We start from the raw sequence: 16,188 nt of genomic DNA on the forward strand, positions 1-16,188 counted from the left end.
ACCCGATCAATGGAACGTGAGGAGATTTCGCGATGACCAGCGCTTATGACGACAACAATATCTTCGCCAAGATCTTGCGCGGCGAAATTCCCTCGCACCGAATCTACGAGGACCAGCATACGCTCGCCTTCATGGATGTGATGCCGCAGGCGCCGGGCCACGTGCTCGTCGTTCCGAAGGCGCCTTCGCGCAATATCCTCGATGCCGATCCCGCCACCCTCGTCCATGCCATTACCGTCGTTCAAAAGGTCGCCCAGGCGGTTCAGGAAGTTTTCGACGCCGATGGCGTGTTCATCGCCCAGTTCAACGAACCGGCGGCTGGACAAACGGTGTTCCATCTGCATTTCCACATCATCCCCCGCCATGAGGGCGTGGCGCTCAAGCCGCATTCCGGCAAGATGGAAGACGGCGCGGTACTCGCCGCCAATGCCGAAAAAATCCGGGCGGCCCTGGCGTAACGCGGATCTCTGCCAACGAGGGAAACAAAAAAGGCCGCGGGTGACGCGGCCTTTTCCAATTCGGTGACGAGCCCTCACTTCTTGCGCGGAACCTTGGGAACCGTGCTTCCCTTCTTCGGTGCGTCGCGGACTTCGGGCTCGGCCTGCGGGACCGTCTTGGCGCGGGTCTTGCGGGCCGTCTTCGTCTTCAGCTCGCCATCATCCTCGTCGTCAGCTTCGGGATGCACGACCTCGGCCTCGGGTTTCGGCTTGATCGGCGCCGTATCCGGAATGGCTTCCAGCAGAATGCCGGGCTTGCCATCTTCCTTCGGGCCGACGGTGACGTTGACGACGCCGCCCTTCTTCAGCTTGCCGAAGAGGATTTCGTTGGCGAGCGGCTTCTTGATCGTGTCCTGGATCACCCGGGCCAGCGGGCGGGCGCCCATCTTCTCGTCGTAACCCTTTTCTGCAAGCCAGGCGATCGCATCCTCATGCAGGTCGAAGGTGACGTTCCTTTCGGAAAGCTGGGCCTCCAGCTGCATGATGAACTTCTGAACGACCTTGTGAATGACAGCCGTCGGCAGCGCCGCGAAGGGAATGATCGCGTCGAGACGGTTGCGGAATTCCGGCGTGAAGAGACGGGTCAGCGCCTCCTCGTCCTCGCCAGTGCGCTTGGACGAACCGAAGCCGATCGCCGCCTTGGCCATTTCGGAGGCGCCCGCATTCGTCGTCATGATCAGGATGACGTTGCGGAAGTCGATCTTCTTGCCATTATGGTCGGTCAGCGTGCCATGGTCCATGACCTGCAGCAGGATGTTGTAGATATCCGGATGCGCCTTCTCGATTTCGTCGAGCAGGACCACGCAATGCGGATGCTGGTCGACGCCATCGGTCAAGAGGCCACCCTGGTCGAAGCCGACATAGCCGGGAGGTGCGCCGAGCAGACGCGAGACCGTGTGCCGCTCCATATATTCCGACATGTCGAAGCGCAGGAGCTCGACGCCGAGCGACGCTGCCAGCTGCTTTGCCACCTCGGTCTTGCCGACGCCGGTCGGACCGGAGAAGACATAGGCGCCAATCGGCTTGTTCGGCTCGCGAAGGCCGGCACGCGCCAGCTTGATCGAGGTCGAAAGAGCTTCGATCGCGATGTCCTGTCCGTAGACCACCGAACGCAGTTCCTGCTCGAGATTGGCAAGCACCGCCTCGTCGTCCTTGGAGACAGTCTTCGGCGGAATGCGCGCCATCGTGGCGACGGTCGCTTCGATCTCCTTCTCGGTGATCAGCTTGCGGCGCTTTGACGGCGGCAGCAGCATTTGGGCCGCACCCGTTTCGTCGATCACGTCGATCGCCTTATCGGGCAACTTGCGGTCGGAGATGTAGCGGGCCGACAGTTCGACGGCCGACTTGATGGCGTCGTTCGAATAACGCAGATGATGATACTCTTCGAAATAGGGCTTCAGGCCCTTCATGATCTCGATCGCGTCATCGATCGACGGTTCGCTGACGTCGATCTTCTGGAAACGACGGACCAGCGCCCGGTCCTTCTCGAAGAACTGGCGATATTCCTTGTAGGTGGTCGAACCGATGCAGCGGATGGCGCCGGATGACAGCGCGGGCTTCAGCAAGTTCGATGCATCCATCGCCCCGCCTGAGGTGGCGCCGGCGCCGATCACCGTATGGATTTCGTCGATGAAGAGGACGGCGCCCGGATATTCTTCCAGCTCCTTGACGACCTGCTTCAGACGTTCCTCGAAGTCGCCACGGTAGCGTGTGCCGGCAAGCAGCGTGCCCATATCGAGCGAGAAGATCGTCGCATCGGCGAGCGCCTCGGGAACCTTCCCTTCGACGATGCGCTTGGCAAGACCTTCGGCTATCGCCGTCTTGCCGACGCCGGGATCACCGACATAGAGCGGGTTGTTCTTCGAACGACGGCACAGGATCTGGATGGTGCGGTTGACCTCGGCATGACGGCCGATCAGCGGATCGATCTTGCCGCCCTTGGCCTTCTCGTTGAGATTGACGCAGTAGGCCTTGAGCGCATCCTGCTGCTTTTTGGGACCGCCCTCTTCCTCGCCGCCGCGCGCCGTCGGCTTGCTCTCGGCCTCCTCCTCGGCGCCGCGCGGAGTGCGGGTCTCCGACGCGCCTGGCCGCTTGCCGATGCCGTGGGAGATGTAGTTGACGGCATCGTAGCGGGTCATCTCCTGTTCCTGCAGGAAATAGGCGGCATGGCTTTCGCGCTCGGCGAAGATCGCAACGAGCACGTTGGCGCCGGTCACTTCCTCGCGACCGGACGATTGCACATGGATGACGGCCCGCTGGATGACACGTTGGAAGCCGGAGGTCGGCTTCGAATCCTCGTCGTAACCCGTGATCAGATTGGACAGTTCGTTATCGACATATTCGACGAGCGTCTTGCGCAGCGCGTCGAGATCGACATTGCACGCGCCCATGACCGCGGCCGCATCGGCATCATCGATCAGTGCGAGCAGCAGATGCTCGAGCGTCGCATATTCATGATGCCGCTCGTTGGCAAAGGTCAGTGCCTGATGGAGCGCCTTCTCTAAGCTAGGCGAAAATGTTGGCACGTTGAGATCCTCACTTCTTTTCCATGACGCATTGCAGCGGATGCTGGTGCTGCCGGGCGAAGTCCATCACCTGGCTGACCTTCGTTTCCGCCACCTCGTATGTGAATATTCCGCACTCGCCGACGCCGTGATTGTGGACATGGAGCATGATGCGGGTGGCACTTTCACGGTCCTTCTGAAAAAAACGCTCCAGAATATGAATGACGAATTCCATTGGCGTATAATCGTCATTCAAAAGCAGCACGCGATAGAGGTTGGGCTTCTTGGTCTTCGGCTTGGTGCGCGTGATGACCGAGGTTCCGCGATTTCCGTTATCCCCGTTCCTTTCGCTGTCGTTCTGCATCCGGATCGGCTTTGCGATCATTGTCATTCATTCCTCGATCAATCCGGCGGAGCATGGGAGGGCGCTTTTCCCGCCGAATATCTGAAACACTAACTTAGTTCATAATAGGCCGATTTTAAGCCCCCTGTCAGACACTGCAATCAAGAAATGCCGGCATGCACGGGAAAGACCAAAAAAGTCCCCGGCCTGTCGAATGTGAAGGTTGCAGCGAAAGAGGAAACAAAAAGACCGGCCACAAATGTGTAGCCGGTCCTCGATTTTCAATATGCAGCGCAGGTTGCGCCGTTAAGATCAGTTCACGCAGCGGCAGGCGCAGCCGGCTGCGCCGACTTGGTGGTCTTGACGACGGCAGCGGCAATCGGAGCCTCGTAGGGCTTGTAGGCCGACTTGGCGAGGTCGGCGTACATTTCGCCGAGCTTGGTCGTTTCGGAGACGAAGCTCTCATAGGCAGATTTGACATAGCTGGTCTGCAGCTCGAAGACGGCCTCGAAGCTCTTGGCGCCGGCGAGGGTTTCGAAGTGCGTCACCGCATCCTGAAAGGATTTCTTCGAATATTCAGCGGCTTCGGCAGCGATCGCCTGAAAGCCCTTGGCCGTGTCGGAATAAGTTCTCAGCGCCGTGTCGACGGCTTCCTTGCTCTTCCTGTTTGCATCGTCAAAGTTGAACATGAGCCATCCTCCGTTTGGGCTGTTAGTGCCGTCAGGGTAGCTGCAACGCACAAATAGTCAAGTAGTCTTGTGCGACGCAAAACATCTATAGGTTGCGCTACGGAGACAAAACAAAGCAAGCGCGCCGGTGAACGTACGTCTTTAACGGTTTTTGCTAATATATAGCACAATGCTACAACCATGCGTTTTAAAGAAATTTTGATTCGACAGCAAAAAAACAAAAAAAATGACCGGGCGGATGGCGCCGCCCGGTCCACTTCAAGCTCTCACGCGCGATTAAAGATCGACGTCGAGGATCGCCATCGAAAAGTTGTAAGAGCGGTCGCCGTCTTCGTCATCGACATAGACGACGCCCAGAAATTCTTCGCCCAGATAGACTTCCGCAGAATCATTCTTGCGCGGACGCGCCTTGACGACGATCTGCGGGTTGAGCGTACGTTTGAAGTAGGCGTCGAGCTTCTTGATTTCTTCTGGCTTCACTCTGTCATCTCCGTAAGCGGTCTTGCTTGGCCGCTTCTTGCACACGAAAAGCAGCGGTGTAAAGGCAAGGTTGCCACTTGGCGACGACTGTCCCCGCCCGGTGCCCGCCGACCTTCCCTCATCCCTTTATCTAGCGCTCAGATATCGGCGCCAATCACCTGATCCATATTGCGCGACGGCTCGGAACAACCGGCCTCGCCGACGACCTTGGCCGGAACGCCTGCGACCGTCTTCTTCGGCGGCACTGCTTTCAGCACCACGGAACCTGCGGCAACGCGCGAGCAGTAACCGATCTCGATATTGCCGAGGATCTTCGCGCCGGCGCCGATCATGACGCCGCTGCCGATCTTTGGGTGGCGATCGGCGCCCTCCTTGCCGGTGCCGCCGAGCGTCACACCATGCAGGATCGAAACATTGTCGCCGATGACGGCCGTCTCGCCGACGACGAGGCCGGTGGCGTGGTCAAGGAAGATGCCTTTGCCGATACGCGCGGCCGGATTGATGTCGGTCTGGAAGACGCTGGAGGAACGGCTCTGCAGATAGAGCGCAAAATCACGCCGACCGCGGTTCAGCAGCCAGTGGGCCAGACGATGGGTCTGCAGCGCATGGAAACCTTTGAAATAAAGCACCGCCTCCATGAAGCGCAGGCAGGCGGGATCGCGGTCGTAGATGGCCTGGATGTCGACGCGAAGAATGGAGCTCCACTCCGGCCAGTCGAGCAGCATTTCCTCGAAGGTCTGACGCAGCAGGTTCGCCTGCATATCTGGATGGTCGAGACGTTCGCAGATGCGGTGGATGACGCATTCCTCAAGCGAATGGTAATTGATGACCGTCGAGTAGAGAAAGGCGGCAAGAACCGGGTCTTTTTCGGCCGCGATCCGAGCTTCCTCGCGCAGGCTGTCCCAGATGGGATCCATCACCTTCAGCGGATGGCCTGTCTCAAAAGCACGAATATCTGTCTTGGCGACCATCGCCGCTCTCCTCGTTGCCAGCCGGAATGCCGTTTTCGGAATGCCCATATATAGTGGAAAACGCCCATAACATAAATGGGTGCCGTCACCATGGCTTTTTAGCATGGTTTTTCGGCATCACGATGATGTCACCCCTCAGCGACCCTTGCGTAGAAGGCCAGCACCGCCTGCTTGAAAACCTTGTCGCCGACGGCGAGCATGTGATCACGGCCGGGAATATCGAGCGCTTCGGCCTCGGGCATCAGGGCAGCCAACTCCTGCGGAGAGCCGGCAATATCGTCCTTGGTGCCGACACCGATCAGGGTTGGCATGTCGAGCTTGCCCATATCGGAGCGAGCGACAAGGTCGCGCGAGCCGCGTATGCAGGCGGCGAGCGCAGTACGGTCGCTCTTCGTCTGCTCGGCGAAGGCGCGGAACATGCGGCCGCGGTCATGCGTCACGACCTCCAGCGACGGAGCCAGCAACGCATCGGCGATCGGGTCCCAGTCGCCGACCCCATCGGTCATGCCGATGCCGAGACCGCCGAGCACCAGCGAGCGGATGCGATGGGGATTGGCGAGTGCCGCAAAGACGGAGATGCGCGCGCCCATCGAATAGCCCATGAGATTGGCCTCGGGAATACCGAGATGGTCAAGCAAGGCGATCGCATCGCCGGCCATGACCCAGGGGCGATAGGCTTCGGCGTCGTGCGGCTTGTCGCTTGCGCCATGGCCGCGATTGTCGATGGCGACGACCCGGTAGCCGGCATCGCCTAACGTCTTCAGCCAGCCCGGATGCACCCAGTTGACGTTGGCCGTCGAGGCAAAGCCATGGATCAGCAAGACAGGCGAGCCGGAAGGATCGCCCTCGTCGAAAAAAGCGATGTTCAATCCGTCATGGGTGAAGCTTGAAAATGCAGGTATATTCAGGTTCATCGGGCCTTCCTTCTGGCGCGACCATAGTCGAGCCGCCTCTCGGCGGGAAGCCAGAATGTGGGTAAAAACTGTGCCCGGCGCAGCGCTTTGGCTCTACACATTTGCGGCGAAGGCTTATAAGGTTCGCGCACTTTCAAAGCATTCGGAGAGCGACATGGCCGGCCACAACATTCCCCACTTCCAGAACGACGGCGGTCACCGCGTCATCGAAGTCGGCGTCAAGGAATTCATGTGCACCGGCGCTTCGGTGCCTTTCGACCATCCGCATATCTTCATCGACATGGGCGACGACAATGAAAAGGTCTGTTCCTATTGCTCGACGCTTTACCGTTATAATTCTTCTCTCAAACCGAGCCAGACCAATCCGGCCGGCTGCGTTTTCCACGTGAAGGCGGCGTAACCGTCCAGAATTCGGATCGGACTGATAATGCCGGTCGAACATGCCGCCATCATCGGCGCCGGCATTGCCGGGCTGACCGCTGCGCTTGCGCTTTCGCGGCGGGGCATCAGCTCGGAGATTTTCGAGCAGGCGGATGAGCTTGTCGAAGTCGGCGCCGGCTTGCAGGTTTCGCCGAACGCCTCCCGCATCCTGGCAGAACTCGGTGTCCTCGAGGGACTTTCAAAAGTCTGGCTCGAACCGGAGACGATCCGGCTGATGTCAGGCGCTTCGCTGCGCCAACTTGCGGCTGTACCGGCCGGCAAATTCGCGCGGCAGCGCTGGGGGGCACCCTATGGCGTGCTGCACCGCGCCACATTGCAGAATGCGCTCCTCACCGCGGTCGAGGCCGATCCGCTCTGCCGGCTTCATCTTGGTGTGCGAATGGATTCGAATTCGCCGCCCGTCGAGCGGGCCGCCGATGTCGTCATCGGCGCGGACGGCGTCTGGTCGAAGCTCCGGCAATCCGTACCCGGCAGCCCCTTGCCGCGTTTTTCCGGCAACATCGCCTACCGCTTCACTCTTGCCGAAGGCGAGGCGCCGGGCTTTCTCGACCGGACAAGCGTTTCGGCTTTCCTTGGCGGATCGGCGCATCTCGTCTGCTATCCGCTGAAGGAGACGGGCAGCATCAACATGGTGGCGATCACCGCGGGCAATACCGCGCCGCAGGCCTGGCGAAACGAGCCGACGGCAGAGCAGTGCGCGCGGCTCCGGGCGCAGCTTTCCGGCTGGAACACCGCGATCGTGTCGCTGCTCGATAAACAGCCGAAGCTGACGTTCTGGCCGCTCTTCGAAACCACATCGGGCGCGTGGCAGGACGGCCGAAGGACGGTTCTGATCGGCGACGCCGCGCATGCGATGATGCCCTTTGCCGCTCAGGGAGCGGCCATGGCGATCGAAGACGCCTACGAACTTGCCACTTTTCTTTCGAACCGCCCGGCGGCGGAGGCACTGGGCCTCTTTGAGAGGCATCGTATGCCGCGCATTGCAAAGCTTCGCCAGCGCGGCGCCTTCAACAAATTTGCCTATCATGCGAAGGGGCCGATCCGGATCGGCCGCGACCTGGTGCTCGGCCTGAAGTCGCCGCAAAGCCTGGCGGCCGATCTCGATTGGATCTATGGCTACCGGGCTCATAGCACGCTGTCTGGCGCCGCAAGCGGCCGCAGCGCCTAAAGCGCGCGTCGCGATCTTTCAGATCCGCTCCTTGCGCTTTAGGTGTCTGTTTTACGCCGCAATGGCTCAGACGGCGCTTGCCGCCGCAAAACCCCGTTCGATATCGGCCTTCAGGTCGGCCACGTCTTCAAGGCCGATCTGCAGCCGGATGACGGGCCCCTCCTTCGGGGCCTTCGCGATCTTGCGGTCGTTCAGATTGGCGTGCAGCGCGAGGCTTTCAAAGCCGCCCCAGGAATAGCCGAGACCGAAAATCCTCAGCGCGTCGAGGAAGGCATGGGCCTTCGCCTTGAATTTCTCGGGGCTCTCAGCGGCAAGCACGAAGGAAAAGATACCGCTGGCGCCCTTGAAATCGCGCTTCCAGATAGTATGAGAGGGAAAGCTCGGCAGCGCCGGATGCAGCACGCGGGCGACATCCTCCCTGCCCTCCAGCCATTCGGCGATATCAAGGGCGCTTTCATAATGGCGCTCGAGGCGCAGGCCCATGCTGCGCAATCCGCGCAGGATCTGATAGGCATCGTCGGGCGCGCCGCAGATGCCGAGGGCGCCGTTCGTCTCCTTGAGACGCTCCCAGTGCTTGCCATTGGCCGATACCGTTCCGAGCAGGATATCGGAATGGCCGGACGGATATTTCGTCGCCGCGTGGATGGAGATATCGACGCCGTGATCGAGCGGCCTGAAATAGAGCGGCGTTGCCCAGGTATTGTCCATCATGACGACGGCGCCGAGACGATGCGCGACGGCCGCGATTGCCGGGATATCCTGCATTTCGAAGGTATTGGAGCCGGGAGCCTCGGTATGGACGATCTTGGTGTTCGGCCGGAACAGCGCCTCGATGCCGGCGCCGATCGCGGGATCATAATATTCCACCTCGACGCCGAGCCGCTTCAGCATCGTATCGCAGAAATGGCGGGTCGGGCCATAAACCGAATCGACGACCAGCGCGTGATCGCCGGCGGCGCTGAACCCGAGGAACGGAATGGTGACCGCTGCCAGCCCCGAGGGAACGAGGATCGTGCCGGCCGAACCTTCGAGCGCGTCGATCGCTTTGCAGAGCGTGTCCGTCGTCGGCGTACCGCGCGTTCCATAGGTATATTTCTGCGAGCGCGTGTCCATCGTCGCCGCATTCGGAAACAGGACCGTCGAGGCATGCACGACCGGCGGATTGACGAAGCCGTGATAGTCGAAGGGGTCGTTGCCGATATGGGTCAGGCGGGTATTGATGCCGGCGGTCTGCAGCAAGCTGTCTTTGTCTTTCATGTCGGAAAAAGCCTTTGGCGGGGGGCGCAAAATCAGACTTTTGGACCCCTCGACCGGCCTGGTCAACCCCTCGAAGAGGGGGACAGCAGTCGCTGGGTTTTTCTAAATTCGCGTTATTTTTCCGCAATAGGGCGCTCATTTCCTAGCCAACCGCCTTCGAATGTGGCGCAATCCGGCAAAATGCTGAATTTTGCCGCAATTATTGATCGCGACACTTGACCATGGTGACATTTGCGACTGTGATAGGGTACTCGCGCCGGGAGGGTGTCGAGACGATGGGGGTGGCAGAGTTTTCCGCCGGAACGCCCCACAAGAAAATATAATACAACGGAAAAGGTTGGGAAAAAAATGAAGAACAAGCTTCTGTCCGCCGCGATCGGCGCAGCAGTTTTCGCTCTTGGCGCCTCGGCTGCTTCGGCCACGACTCTCGGTGATGTAAAGGCAAAGGGTTTCATTCAGTGCGGCGTCAACACCGGCCTCGCCGGCTTCGCCGCGCCTGACGCTTCCGGCAACTGGGCGGGCTTCGACGTCGACTTCTGCAAGGCTGTCGCTTCGGCCGTGTTCGGCGACCCTACCAAGGTGAAGTTCACCCCGCTCAGCGCCGCCAATCGCTTCCCTGCCCTACAGTCGGGCGAAATCGACGTGCTCGCCCGCAATACGACCTGGTCGATCAACCGCGATACGGCACTCGGCCTGAACTTCCGTTTCGTCAACTATTATGACGGCCAGGGCTTCATGGTCCGCAAGAGCCTCAACGTGAAGTCGGCATTGGAACTCTCCGGCGCATCCGTGTGCGTCCAGTCGGGCACGACCACCGAGCTCAACCTCGCCGACTATTTCAAGGCGAACAACCTTCAGTACAATCCGGTCGTCTTCGAAAAGCTGGACGAGGTCAACGCCGCCTATGATGCCGGCCGTTGCGACGTCTACACCACCGACCAGTCCGGTCTCTATTCGCTGCGCCTGACGCTGAAGAATCCGGACGAACACGCGATCCTGCCGGAAATCATCTCCAAGGAACCGCTCGCCCCGGCCGTTCGTCAAGGTGACGACCAGTGGTTCGATATCGTCAGCTGGGTCGGCTATGCCATGATCAATGCTGAAGAATTCGGCATCACCCAGGCCAATGTCGACGACATGAAGAACTCGCCGAACCCTGACATCAAGCGCTTCCTCGGCGTCGAGGCGGATACCAAGATCGGCACCGATCTCGGCCTGACCAACGACTGGGCTTACAACATCGTAAAGAACGTCGGCAATTACGGCGAAGTCTTCGAGCGCAACATCGGCCAGGGCAGCCCGCTCAAGATCGCGCGCGGTCTCAACGCCCTGTGGAACAAGGGCGGCATTCAGTACGCTCCGCCGGTTCGCTGAGCGCGTCACGTATGACGACGGAAAGGCGGGCGACCGCCTTTCCTCCTCCAATAAAAAAGCTCCGAAAAGGAGCATAATGGGGAATTGGCCAAGCATGACGCACCAGGCTTTGGATTCAACACGTTTATCCAGAGGCGGCTGGAGCTTTCAGTCCGCGCTCTACGACCCGACAATTCGGGGCATTTTCTTCCAGGTTCTCACCATCGTCCTGCTGGTCGTCTTCGTCTGGTGGGTTGCGCACAACACTGCCGTCAATCTGGCGCGCGCCAACATCGCGTCGGGCTTCGGCTTTCTGAACGGCCGTGCCGGCTTCGAGGTCGGTCAGTCGCTGATCGCCTATTCGAGTGATTCGACCTACGGCCGCGCGCTGGTCGTCGGCCTTCTGAATACAATCCTGATCGCCGTTACCGGCATCATCACCGCCACCATCATCGGCTTCATCATCGGCATCGGCCGCCTGTCGAGGAACTGGCTGATTGCCAAGCTGTGCACGGTTTATGTCGAAGTCTTCCGCAACATCCCGCCGCTGCTTGTCATCTTCTTCTGGTATTCGGGCGTTCTGGCGGTTCTGCCGAATGCGCGCGAGTCGCTGCATCTGCCGCTCGGAGCGTATTTGAACAACCGTGGCCTTTCCTTTCCCAAACCGATTTTCGGCGAGACTTTCTGGCTCGTCGGCGTCGCCTTCGTCGTCGCGATCATCGCCGTTATCGTCACGGCCCGATGGGCGCATCGCCGGCAGGCGGCGACAGGTCAGCCGTTCCATACGATCTGGGCTTCGCTCGGGCTGCTGGTCGGCCTGCCGCTTATCGTCTTCCTGGTCGCAGGCGCGCCGCTTTCCTTCGACTATCCGATCGCGGGCAAGTTCAACCTCACCGGCGGCTCCGTCGTCGGGCCGGAATTCATGTCGCTCTTCCTTGCACTTTCCTTCTACACCGCTGCCTTCATCGCTGAAATCGTGCGCGCAGGCATTCGCGGCGTGCCGAAGGGACAGACGGAAGCTGCAGGCGCACTCGGGCTTCACCCCTCGTCGATCACCCGGCTGGTCGTCATTCCGCAGGCCTTCCGCATCATCATTCCGCCGCTGAGCAGCCAGTATCTCAATCTGACCAAGAACTCGTCGCTGGCGATCGCCATCGGTTTTGCCGATCTGGTCGCGGTCGGCAGCACGACGCTGAACCAGACAGGTCAGGCTGTCGAGGTGATCCTCATCTGGATGGTCATTTACCTCAGCCTCAGTGTCGTCACTTCGCTGTTAATGAACTGGTTCAATGCCAAGATGGCGCTGGTGGAGAGGTAAGATGAGCAACGCTTTCGTCAGAACCGCCATACTGGCGCCGGAGCCGCCGCCCTCAGCAGAGAAAGGCCCGGTCGCTTGGATTCGCCGCAACCTTCTTGCGACGCCCAAGGACATCGTCCTTACCATCCTGGCGCTGGTCTTTGTCGTTTGGGCCCTCCTGCACGCGCTCGACTGGCTCTTCGTGCAGGCGGTTTGGAGCGGTCCGGACCGCACCTTCTGCGCCACTGCCGTACAGGGTGGCATCCAGCCGGATGGCTGGAGTGGTGCATGCTGGGCCTTCGTCAATGCCAAATTCGACCAGTTCATCTTTGGACGTTATCCGCTCGACGAGCGCTGGCGCCCGACGCTGGTCGGTATTCTTTTCGTACTCCTGTTGGTGCCGATGCTCATCCCCTCGGCGCCGCGCAAGGGCGTCAACGCCCTCCTGCTCTTCGGCGTTCTTCCGATCGTTTCCTTCTTTCTGCTTTACGGCGGATTTGGTCTGGAAATCGTCGAGACCCCACTCTGGGGCGGGCTGCTGGTGACGCTGGTGCTCTCTTTTGTCGGCATCGCCGTCTCCTTCCCGCTCGGCATCATCCTGGCGCTGGGAAGGCGCTCGCAGATGCCGGTCATCCGGACGTTCTGCGTCGTTTTCATCGAAGTCGTCCGCGGCGTGCCGCTGATAACGGTCCTGTTCATGGCGAGCGTCATGCTGCCGCTTTTCCTGCCGGCCGGCTGGACCGTGGACAAGCTGTTGCGCGCGATCATCGGGGTATCGATCTTCGCCTCCGCCTATATGGCGGAAGTCATCCGCGGCGGCCTGCAGGCTATTCCCAAGGGCCAGTTCGAGGGGGCGGATTCGCTCGGGTTGGGCTACTGGCAGAAGATGCGGTTGGTCATCATGCCGCAGGCAATCAAGCTGGTGATCCCTGGCATCGTCAACACCTTCATCGGCATGTTCAAGGACACATCGCTGGTGTCGATCATCAGCATGTTCGACCTTCTCGGCATCGTTCGCCTCAACTTCGTCGATCCGAATTGGGCAACCGCAGTAACGCCGCTCACGGGGTTGATATTCGCCGGATTCGCCTTCTGGCTTTTCTGCTTCGGCATGTCGCGCTATTCAGCATTCATCGAACGTCACCTCGACACCGGCCACAAACGATAAAAATGAGGGAAAATAATCATGGCTGAAGCTCCAGCGAAAAAGCTCACCGTTTCCGCAACGGAAGTGGCGATCGAAATCATCAACATGAACAAGTGGTACGGCGATTTCCACGTGCTGCGCGACATCAACCTGAAGGTCATGCGCGGCGAACGCATCGTCATCGCCGGGCCGTCCGGCTCGGGCAAGTCGACGATGATCCGCTGCATCAACCGTCTCGAAGAGCACCAGAAAGGCCAGATCATCGTCGATGGCACCGAGCTCACCAACGATTTGAAGAAGATCGACGAAGTGCGGCGCGAGGTCGGCATGGTGTTCCAGCACTTCAACCTCTTCCCGCACCTGACGATCCTCGAAAATTGCACACTGGCTCCGATCTGGGTGCGCAAGATGCCGAAGAAGCAGGCGGAAGAAATCGCCATGCATTTCCTGAAGCGGGTCAAGATCCCGGAGCAGGCCAATAAATATCCGGGCCAGCTTTCCGGCGGGCAGCAGCAGCGCGTGGCGATCGCCCGGTCGCTGTGCATGAACCCCAAGATCATGCTGTTCGACGAGCCGACTTCGGCGCTCGATCCCGAAATGATCAAGGAAGTGCTGGACACCATGGTCGGCCTCGCGGAAGAAGGGATGACCATGCTCTGCGTCACCCACGAAATGGGTTTTGCCCGCCAGGTCGCCAACCGCGTCATCTTCATGGATCAGGGCCAGATCGTCGAGCAGAACTCGCCGGCCGAATTCTTCGACAATCCGCAGCACGAGCGCACCAAGCTGTTCCTCAGCCAGATCCTGCACTGACCCCCGAACGCTGAACATGAAAGACCCGCCGCACCCCCTTCGGGTTCGGCGGGTCTTTCATGTTCAGCGGGCGGCGGTCGCCTGCAACAGACTGCAGATGCGGGTAGGACGGAATCGCCGCCGCTCAGCGGAAGGTGCCGCCCGATTTCCTGGATTGAGTCATTAAGAGAATGGATGCCCGCCGCCACGCTCGGTGGTCCCGGCCATGCCTAGAGCGGTTCAGCTTTTTCATGGAAGCGCAGAACTGCTTAAGTTCTTGTTTTTACGCAATTCCTGACGGAAAGCCGTTTGCCGCTTTTTCTAGAATTGCTCTGACAGCCCATCCCTCTTGCCCGCAGGCGTTGAAACAAATAACCTCCCGCTCGATTACTTCGATGATCAACCATAGGAGAACTAAACCCAATGAGATTGATGGCAGTCGTTGGCGTTGCACTTAGCCTGGGCTGTATTTCGGCCGCAGAATCTCCTTCAAACTATCAATCCTACAGCGGCATTCGGGTCGACACAGACCCTGCCCTCCTCTCTCGATACGACAAAGCTCTTAGGTGGTGCGTGCCGGAGGCGGGCTCATGGCGACGCGGGTCGCCGGATCCGCAGAGCCTGCATTATAACGCGGCGCTCAGAAATTGCCTCTACAGGCGCGGCATTGTCGATAGAGGCGTCTACGCTTACCCCATCCCCAAGATTTACTTCGATCATTTTTTGGATCGCTGAGAAGAACCGAACGGATGTAGTCTGCCATAGAACTTCAATAGCCAGGAACATAAGCACGGCTGTTGGCATGGCTTGTCGACGGCGGCGGCCGCATATCAGCTTTTGGCGGCTGTCGGATGGCCGGCCGTTGCCGTCCGGCAATTACGACAGGGATGACGGAAGCTGCAGCGCTGCTTTCAGGGCAGCGCGGACCTCAACCGACGGTCGACACAGCCTGTACTTATGTCATCTCGAATTCGTAGAACTTCTCGCCGTCGATATAGATAAAATGGCAGCTTGGCTTTTCGCCTTTGCCGGCTGAACAGGCCTTATCGCCTTTGAAGGTGAGTTTCGTTTTCACGTCGATCATTTTGCCGGCGACATCGGCCCTGCCGGTCGTAGTCCCCTTCTTCCAACTCCAAACGAGTTCGGCGGTTACAGGTTTTTTAAGATCGAGAATTTCCACTTCCACCTGCTTGCCGTCAGCAAAAGCTTTGAACTCGTCCATTGTGGCCTTTTTTGCCCCCGCAGGAAGATCAACGGCGTAGGCATTCATTGCATATAGAAATGCAGCAGCGCTTATGCTCGGGAAGATCGCTCTCATACTCTCCCACTAAGAATTGCCAGGGAGGGTACACGCCGTCTACAGCAGCCAAATCCTACCTATTGTAGCTATGAAACAGTATAGCGCAGGTTGAACATATGTAATCCTACGACATTTCAACTTTTCGGCGACATCCTCAGAATTTCTGTCTTTGTATTGGCTGCGTCGCACCATACGAAATAAACCTCTTGCGACGATTACTGGACAGTCTTGGACAATATTATTCGCGTCCGCGATGTATCAAAGATGATCTCCATGGAACTGCTTGCCGCCTGCATGACGACATGACAGCCAACCGAAATCGTCATGGCTCCGGTATCGGAAAGACCAGCCACGAAGAAGATCAATATTTCTCTCTCCTATGGAAGAACTGCGAGGCCGAGAGCGTCTGAACATTCGCCGTGGCGCTCGATGTGACGCCGACGGACCCGCGGCGCAATTGGGATCAGCCGCCTCCATGCCAGATGATGGGTCCGAGCAAATTTCCCTTATAATCTGGCGATTGGAACCCGAGCCGCGGATGAATTGCCCTGCCCACGCCCTCTAAATTGGCGGGGTTCGAGTTCAGGATTGATCAGGATACGCCACCACCTGAAGGGTGTTCTGTCGGCGCGATCACACGCATTTGATGCCGTTGCGCTGAGTATGGGCTTCCGCCAGAGCCTGCGCTTCGAAGGCGAATTTCACCTGCTAGCATGTGTCGGCGGAAGAGCGGTGTGCCCATTATCTAATCAGTCTTGAAGCGACTCATGATCGAATCGAGCACCCTGGTGAGGGGGCCGGCCTCGCCACGGCCATCTCAATTGGCCCCAATCGTGAAGGCGAAACTGCCAAAAATTGAAAAATTCAGAAAAAATGTTGGATCCCGCGTCGGCGGCAGGATTCCGGTCACATCCATCAGATTTTCCTAATCTTTTCAATAAGCGGATGTCGCTGTGGTTGCAGAAAGAATAATTCGCGGAAAGCGAGACATATATTTTGTCCCAATTTGGGCGAATCGAATTTCCGCAAATATTT

16 protein-coding genes are annotated in these 16,188 nt (G+C 59.0%); 8 read left to right on the plus strand and 8 right to left on the minus strand.

Annotated features, from left to right (window positions below; all coding sequences use genetic code 11):
- Positions 1 to 32: 32 nt before the first annotated feature.
- On the plus strand, positions 33 to 458 hold the full coding sequence (locus tag HJC00_RS16825; protein ID WP_210631520.1) for an HIT family protein: 426 nt from the start codon (positions 33 to 35) through the stop codon (positions 456 to 458).
- Positions 459 to 532: 74 nt separating this feature from the next.
- Here the strand turns inward: HJC00_RS16825 and clpA are convergent, their stop codons facing one another.
- The 6 genes from clpA to HJC00_RS16855 form a co-directional block, all read right to left on the minus strand.
- Positions 533 to 3,022, minus strand: a complete 2,490-nt coding sequence (clpA, locus tag HJC00_RS16830; RefSeq protein WP_210631521.1) for an ATP-dependent Clp protease ATP-binding subunit ClpA — start codon at positions 3,020 to 3,022, stop codon at positions 533 to 535.
- 10 nt (positions 3,023 to 3,032) lie between these two features.
- The gene (gene clpS, locus HJC00_RS16835) at positions 3,033 to 3,386 is read right to left on the minus strand and encodes an ATP-dependent Clp protease adapter ClpS (protein WP_008526939.1); all 354 of its coding nucleotides are present in this window, start codon (positions 3,384 to 3,386) and stop codon (positions 3,033 to 3,035) included.
- Between the two features lie 275 nt (positions 3,387 to 3,661).
- Positions 3,662 to 4,033: a phasin family protein gene (locus HJC00_RS16840; RefSeq protein WP_210631522.1), complete on the minus strand. Its 372-nt coding sequence runs from the start codon at positions 4,031 to 4,033 to the stop codon at positions 3,662 to 3,664.
- A gap of 276 nt (positions 4,034 to 4,309) precedes the next feature.
- A complete protein-coding gene (locus HJC00_RS16845) occupies positions 4,310 to 4,513 on the minus strand; it encodes a DUF3126 family protein (RefSeq protein ID WP_008526943.1) in 204 nt (67 codons plus the stop codon).
- Positions 4,514 to 4,650: 137 nt separating this feature from the next.
- Complete coding sequence (cysE, locus tag HJC00_RS16850; RefSeq protein ID WP_064709189.1) at positions 4,651 to 5,484, minus strand: serine O-acetyltransferase; 834 nt, start codon at positions 5,482 to 5,484, stop codon at positions 4,651 to 4,653.
- Positions 5,485 to 5,612: 128 nt separating this feature from the next.
- Entirely contained in the window at positions 5,613 to 6,398 is a 786-nt protein-coding gene (locus tag HJC00_RS16855) for an alpha/beta fold hydrolase (RefSeq protein ID WP_221146562.1), read from the minus strand.
- Between the two features lie 154 nt (positions 6,399 to 6,552).
- Here HJC00_RS16855 and HJC00_RS16860 point away from each other — a divergent pair, with 154 nt between their 5' ends.
- Positions 6,553 to 6,798, plus strand: coding sequence for a zinc-finger domain-containing protein (locus HJC00_RS16860; RefSeq protein WP_092748325.1), 246 nt, complete (start codon positions 6,553 to 6,555; stop codon positions 6,796 to 6,798).
- 27 nt (positions 6,799 to 6,825) lie between these two features.
- On the plus strand, positions 6,826 to 8,007 hold the full coding sequence (locus tag HJC00_RS16865) for an FAD-dependent monooxygenase (RefSeq protein WP_221164379.1): 1,182 nt from the start codon (positions 6,826 to 6,828) through the stop codon (positions 8,005 to 8,007).
- A gap of 66 nt (positions 8,008 to 8,073) precedes the next feature.
- On the opposite strand, the gene HJC00_RS16870 is transcribed toward HJC00_RS16865, so the two are convergent.
- Positions 8,074 to 9,264 carry a cystathionine beta-lyase gene (locus tag HJC00_RS16870; protein WP_221164380.1) on the minus strand — a complete coding sequence of 397 codons (1,191 nt, stop codon included), beginning with the start codon at positions 9,262 to 9,264 and terminating at the stop codon, positions 8,074 to 8,076.
- A 348-nt stretch (positions 9,265 to 9,612) separates the two neighbouring features.
- Here HJC00_RS16870 and HJC00_RS16875 point away from each other — a divergent pair, with 348 nt between their 5' ends.
- From HJC00_RS16875 to HJC00_RS16895, 5 genes are all read left to right on the plus strand, one after another.
- The gene (locus HJC00_RS16875) at positions 9,613 to 10,638 is read left to right on the plus strand and encodes an amino acid ABC transporter substrate-binding protein (protein ID WP_064802245.1); all 1,026 of its coding nucleotides are present in this window, start codon (positions 9,613 to 9,615) and stop codon (positions 10,636 to 10,638) included.
- Between the two features lie 94 nt (positions 10,639 to 10,732).
- Positions 10,733 to 11,935: an amino acid ABC transporter permease gene (locus HJC00_RS16880; protein WP_210631526.1), complete on the plus strand. Its 1,203-nt coding sequence runs from the start codon at positions 10,733 to 10,735 to the stop codon at positions 11,933 to 11,935.
- A gap of 1 nt (position 11,936) precedes the next feature.
- Positions 11,937 to 13,082 carry an amino acid ABC transporter permease gene (locus HJC00_RS16885; RefSeq protein WP_210631527.1) on the plus strand — a complete coding sequence of 382 codons (1,146 nt, stop codon included), beginning with the start codon at positions 11,937 to 11,939 and terminating at the stop codon, positions 13,080 to 13,082.
- An 18-nt stretch (positions 13,083 to 13,100) separates the two neighbouring features.
- Complete coding sequence (locus HJC00_RS16890; protein WP_038688615.1) at positions 13,101 to 13,874, plus strand: amino acid ABC transporter ATP-binding protein; 774 nt, start codon at positions 13,101 to 13,103, stop codon at positions 13,872 to 13,874.
- A 402-nt stretch (positions 13,875 to 14,276) separates the two neighbouring features.
- On the plus strand, positions 14,277 to 14,588 hold the full coding sequence (locus tag HJC00_RS16895) for a hypothetical protein (RefSeq protein WP_210631528.1): 312 nt from the start codon (positions 14,277 to 14,279) through the stop codon (positions 14,586 to 14,588).
- Positions 14,589 to 14,808: 220 nt separating this feature from the next.
- Here the strand turns inward: HJC00_RS16895 and HJC00_RS16900 are convergent, their stop codons facing one another.
- The gene (locus HJC00_RS16900; protein WP_221164381.1) at positions 14,809 to 15,171 is read right to left on the minus strand and encodes a hypothetical protein; all 363 of its coding nucleotides are present in this window, start codon (positions 15,169 to 15,171) and stop codon (positions 14,809 to 14,811) included.
- Between the last annotated feature and the right edge of the window lie 1,017 nt (positions 15,172 to 16,188).

It is taken from the genome of Rhizobium sp. NLR22b (genome assembly GCF_019685295.1).
In the GTDB taxonomy this organism is placed as follows: Bacteria; Pseudomonadota; Alphaproteobacteria; order Rhizobiales; family Rhizobiaceae; genus Rhizobium.

What these genes read in the sequence shown, in the direction of transcription:
- HJC00_RS16865 (WP_221164379.1), top strand. Translation starts at nt 6,826, where the DNA reads ATGCCGGTCGAACATGCCGCCATCATCGGCGCCGGCATTGCCGGGCTG.
- HJC00_RS16885 (WP_210631527.1), top strand. Translation starts at nt 11,937, where the DNA reads ATGAGCAACGCTTTCGTCAGAACCGCCATACTGGCGCCGGAGCCGCCG.
- HJC00_RS16870 (WP_221164380.1), bottom strand. Translation starts at nt 9,264, where the DNA reads ATGAAAGACAAAGACAGCTTGCTGCAGACCGCCGGCATCAATACCCGC.
- HJC00_RS16825 (WP_210631520.1), top strand. Translation starts at nt 33, where the DNA reads ATGACCAGCGCTTATGACGACAACAATATCTTCGCCAAGATCTTGCGC.
- HJC00_RS16840 (WP_210631522.1), bottom strand. Translation starts at nt 4,033, where the DNA reads ATGTTCAACTTTGACGATGCAAACAGGAAGAGCAAGGAAGCCGTCGAC.
- cysE (WP_064709189.1), bottom strand. Translation starts at nt 5,484, where the DNA reads ATGGTCGCCAAGACAGATATTCGTGCTTTTGAGACAGGCCATCCGCTG.
- HJC00_RS16890 (WP_038688615.1), top strand. Translation starts at nt 13,101, where the DNA reads ATGGCTGAAGCTCCAGCGAAAAAGCTCACCGTTTCCGCAACGGAAGTG.
- HJC00_RS16860 (WP_092748325.1), top strand. Translation starts at nt 6,553, where the DNA reads ATGGCCGGCCACAACATTCCCCACTTCCAGAACGACGGCGGTCACCGC.
- HJC00_RS16900 (WP_221164381.1), bottom strand. Translation starts at nt 15,171, where the DNA reads ATGAGAGCGATCTTCCCGAGCATAAGCGCTGCTGCATTTCTATATGCA.
- HJC00_RS16855 (WP_221146562.1), bottom strand. Translation starts at nt 6,398, where the DNA reads ATGAACCTGAATATACCTGCATTTTCAAGCTTCACCCATGACGGATTG.
- HJC00_RS16880 (WP_210631526.1), top strand. Translation starts at nt 10,733, where the DNA reads ATGACGCACCAGGCTTTGGATTCAACACGTTTATCCAGAGGCGGCTGG.
- HJC00_RS16895 (WP_210631528.1), top strand. Translation starts at nt 14,277, where the DNA reads ATGAGATTGATGGCAGTCGTTGGCGTTGCACTTAGCCTGGGCTGTATT.
- clpS (WP_008526939.1), bottom strand. Translation starts at nt 3,386, where the DNA reads ATGATCGCAAAGCCGATCCGGATGCAGAACGACAGCGAAAGGAACGGG.
- HJC00_RS16875 (WP_064802245.1), top strand. Translation starts at nt 9,613, where the DNA reads ATGAAGAACAAGCTTCTGTCCGCCGCGATCGGCGCAGCAGTTTTCGCT.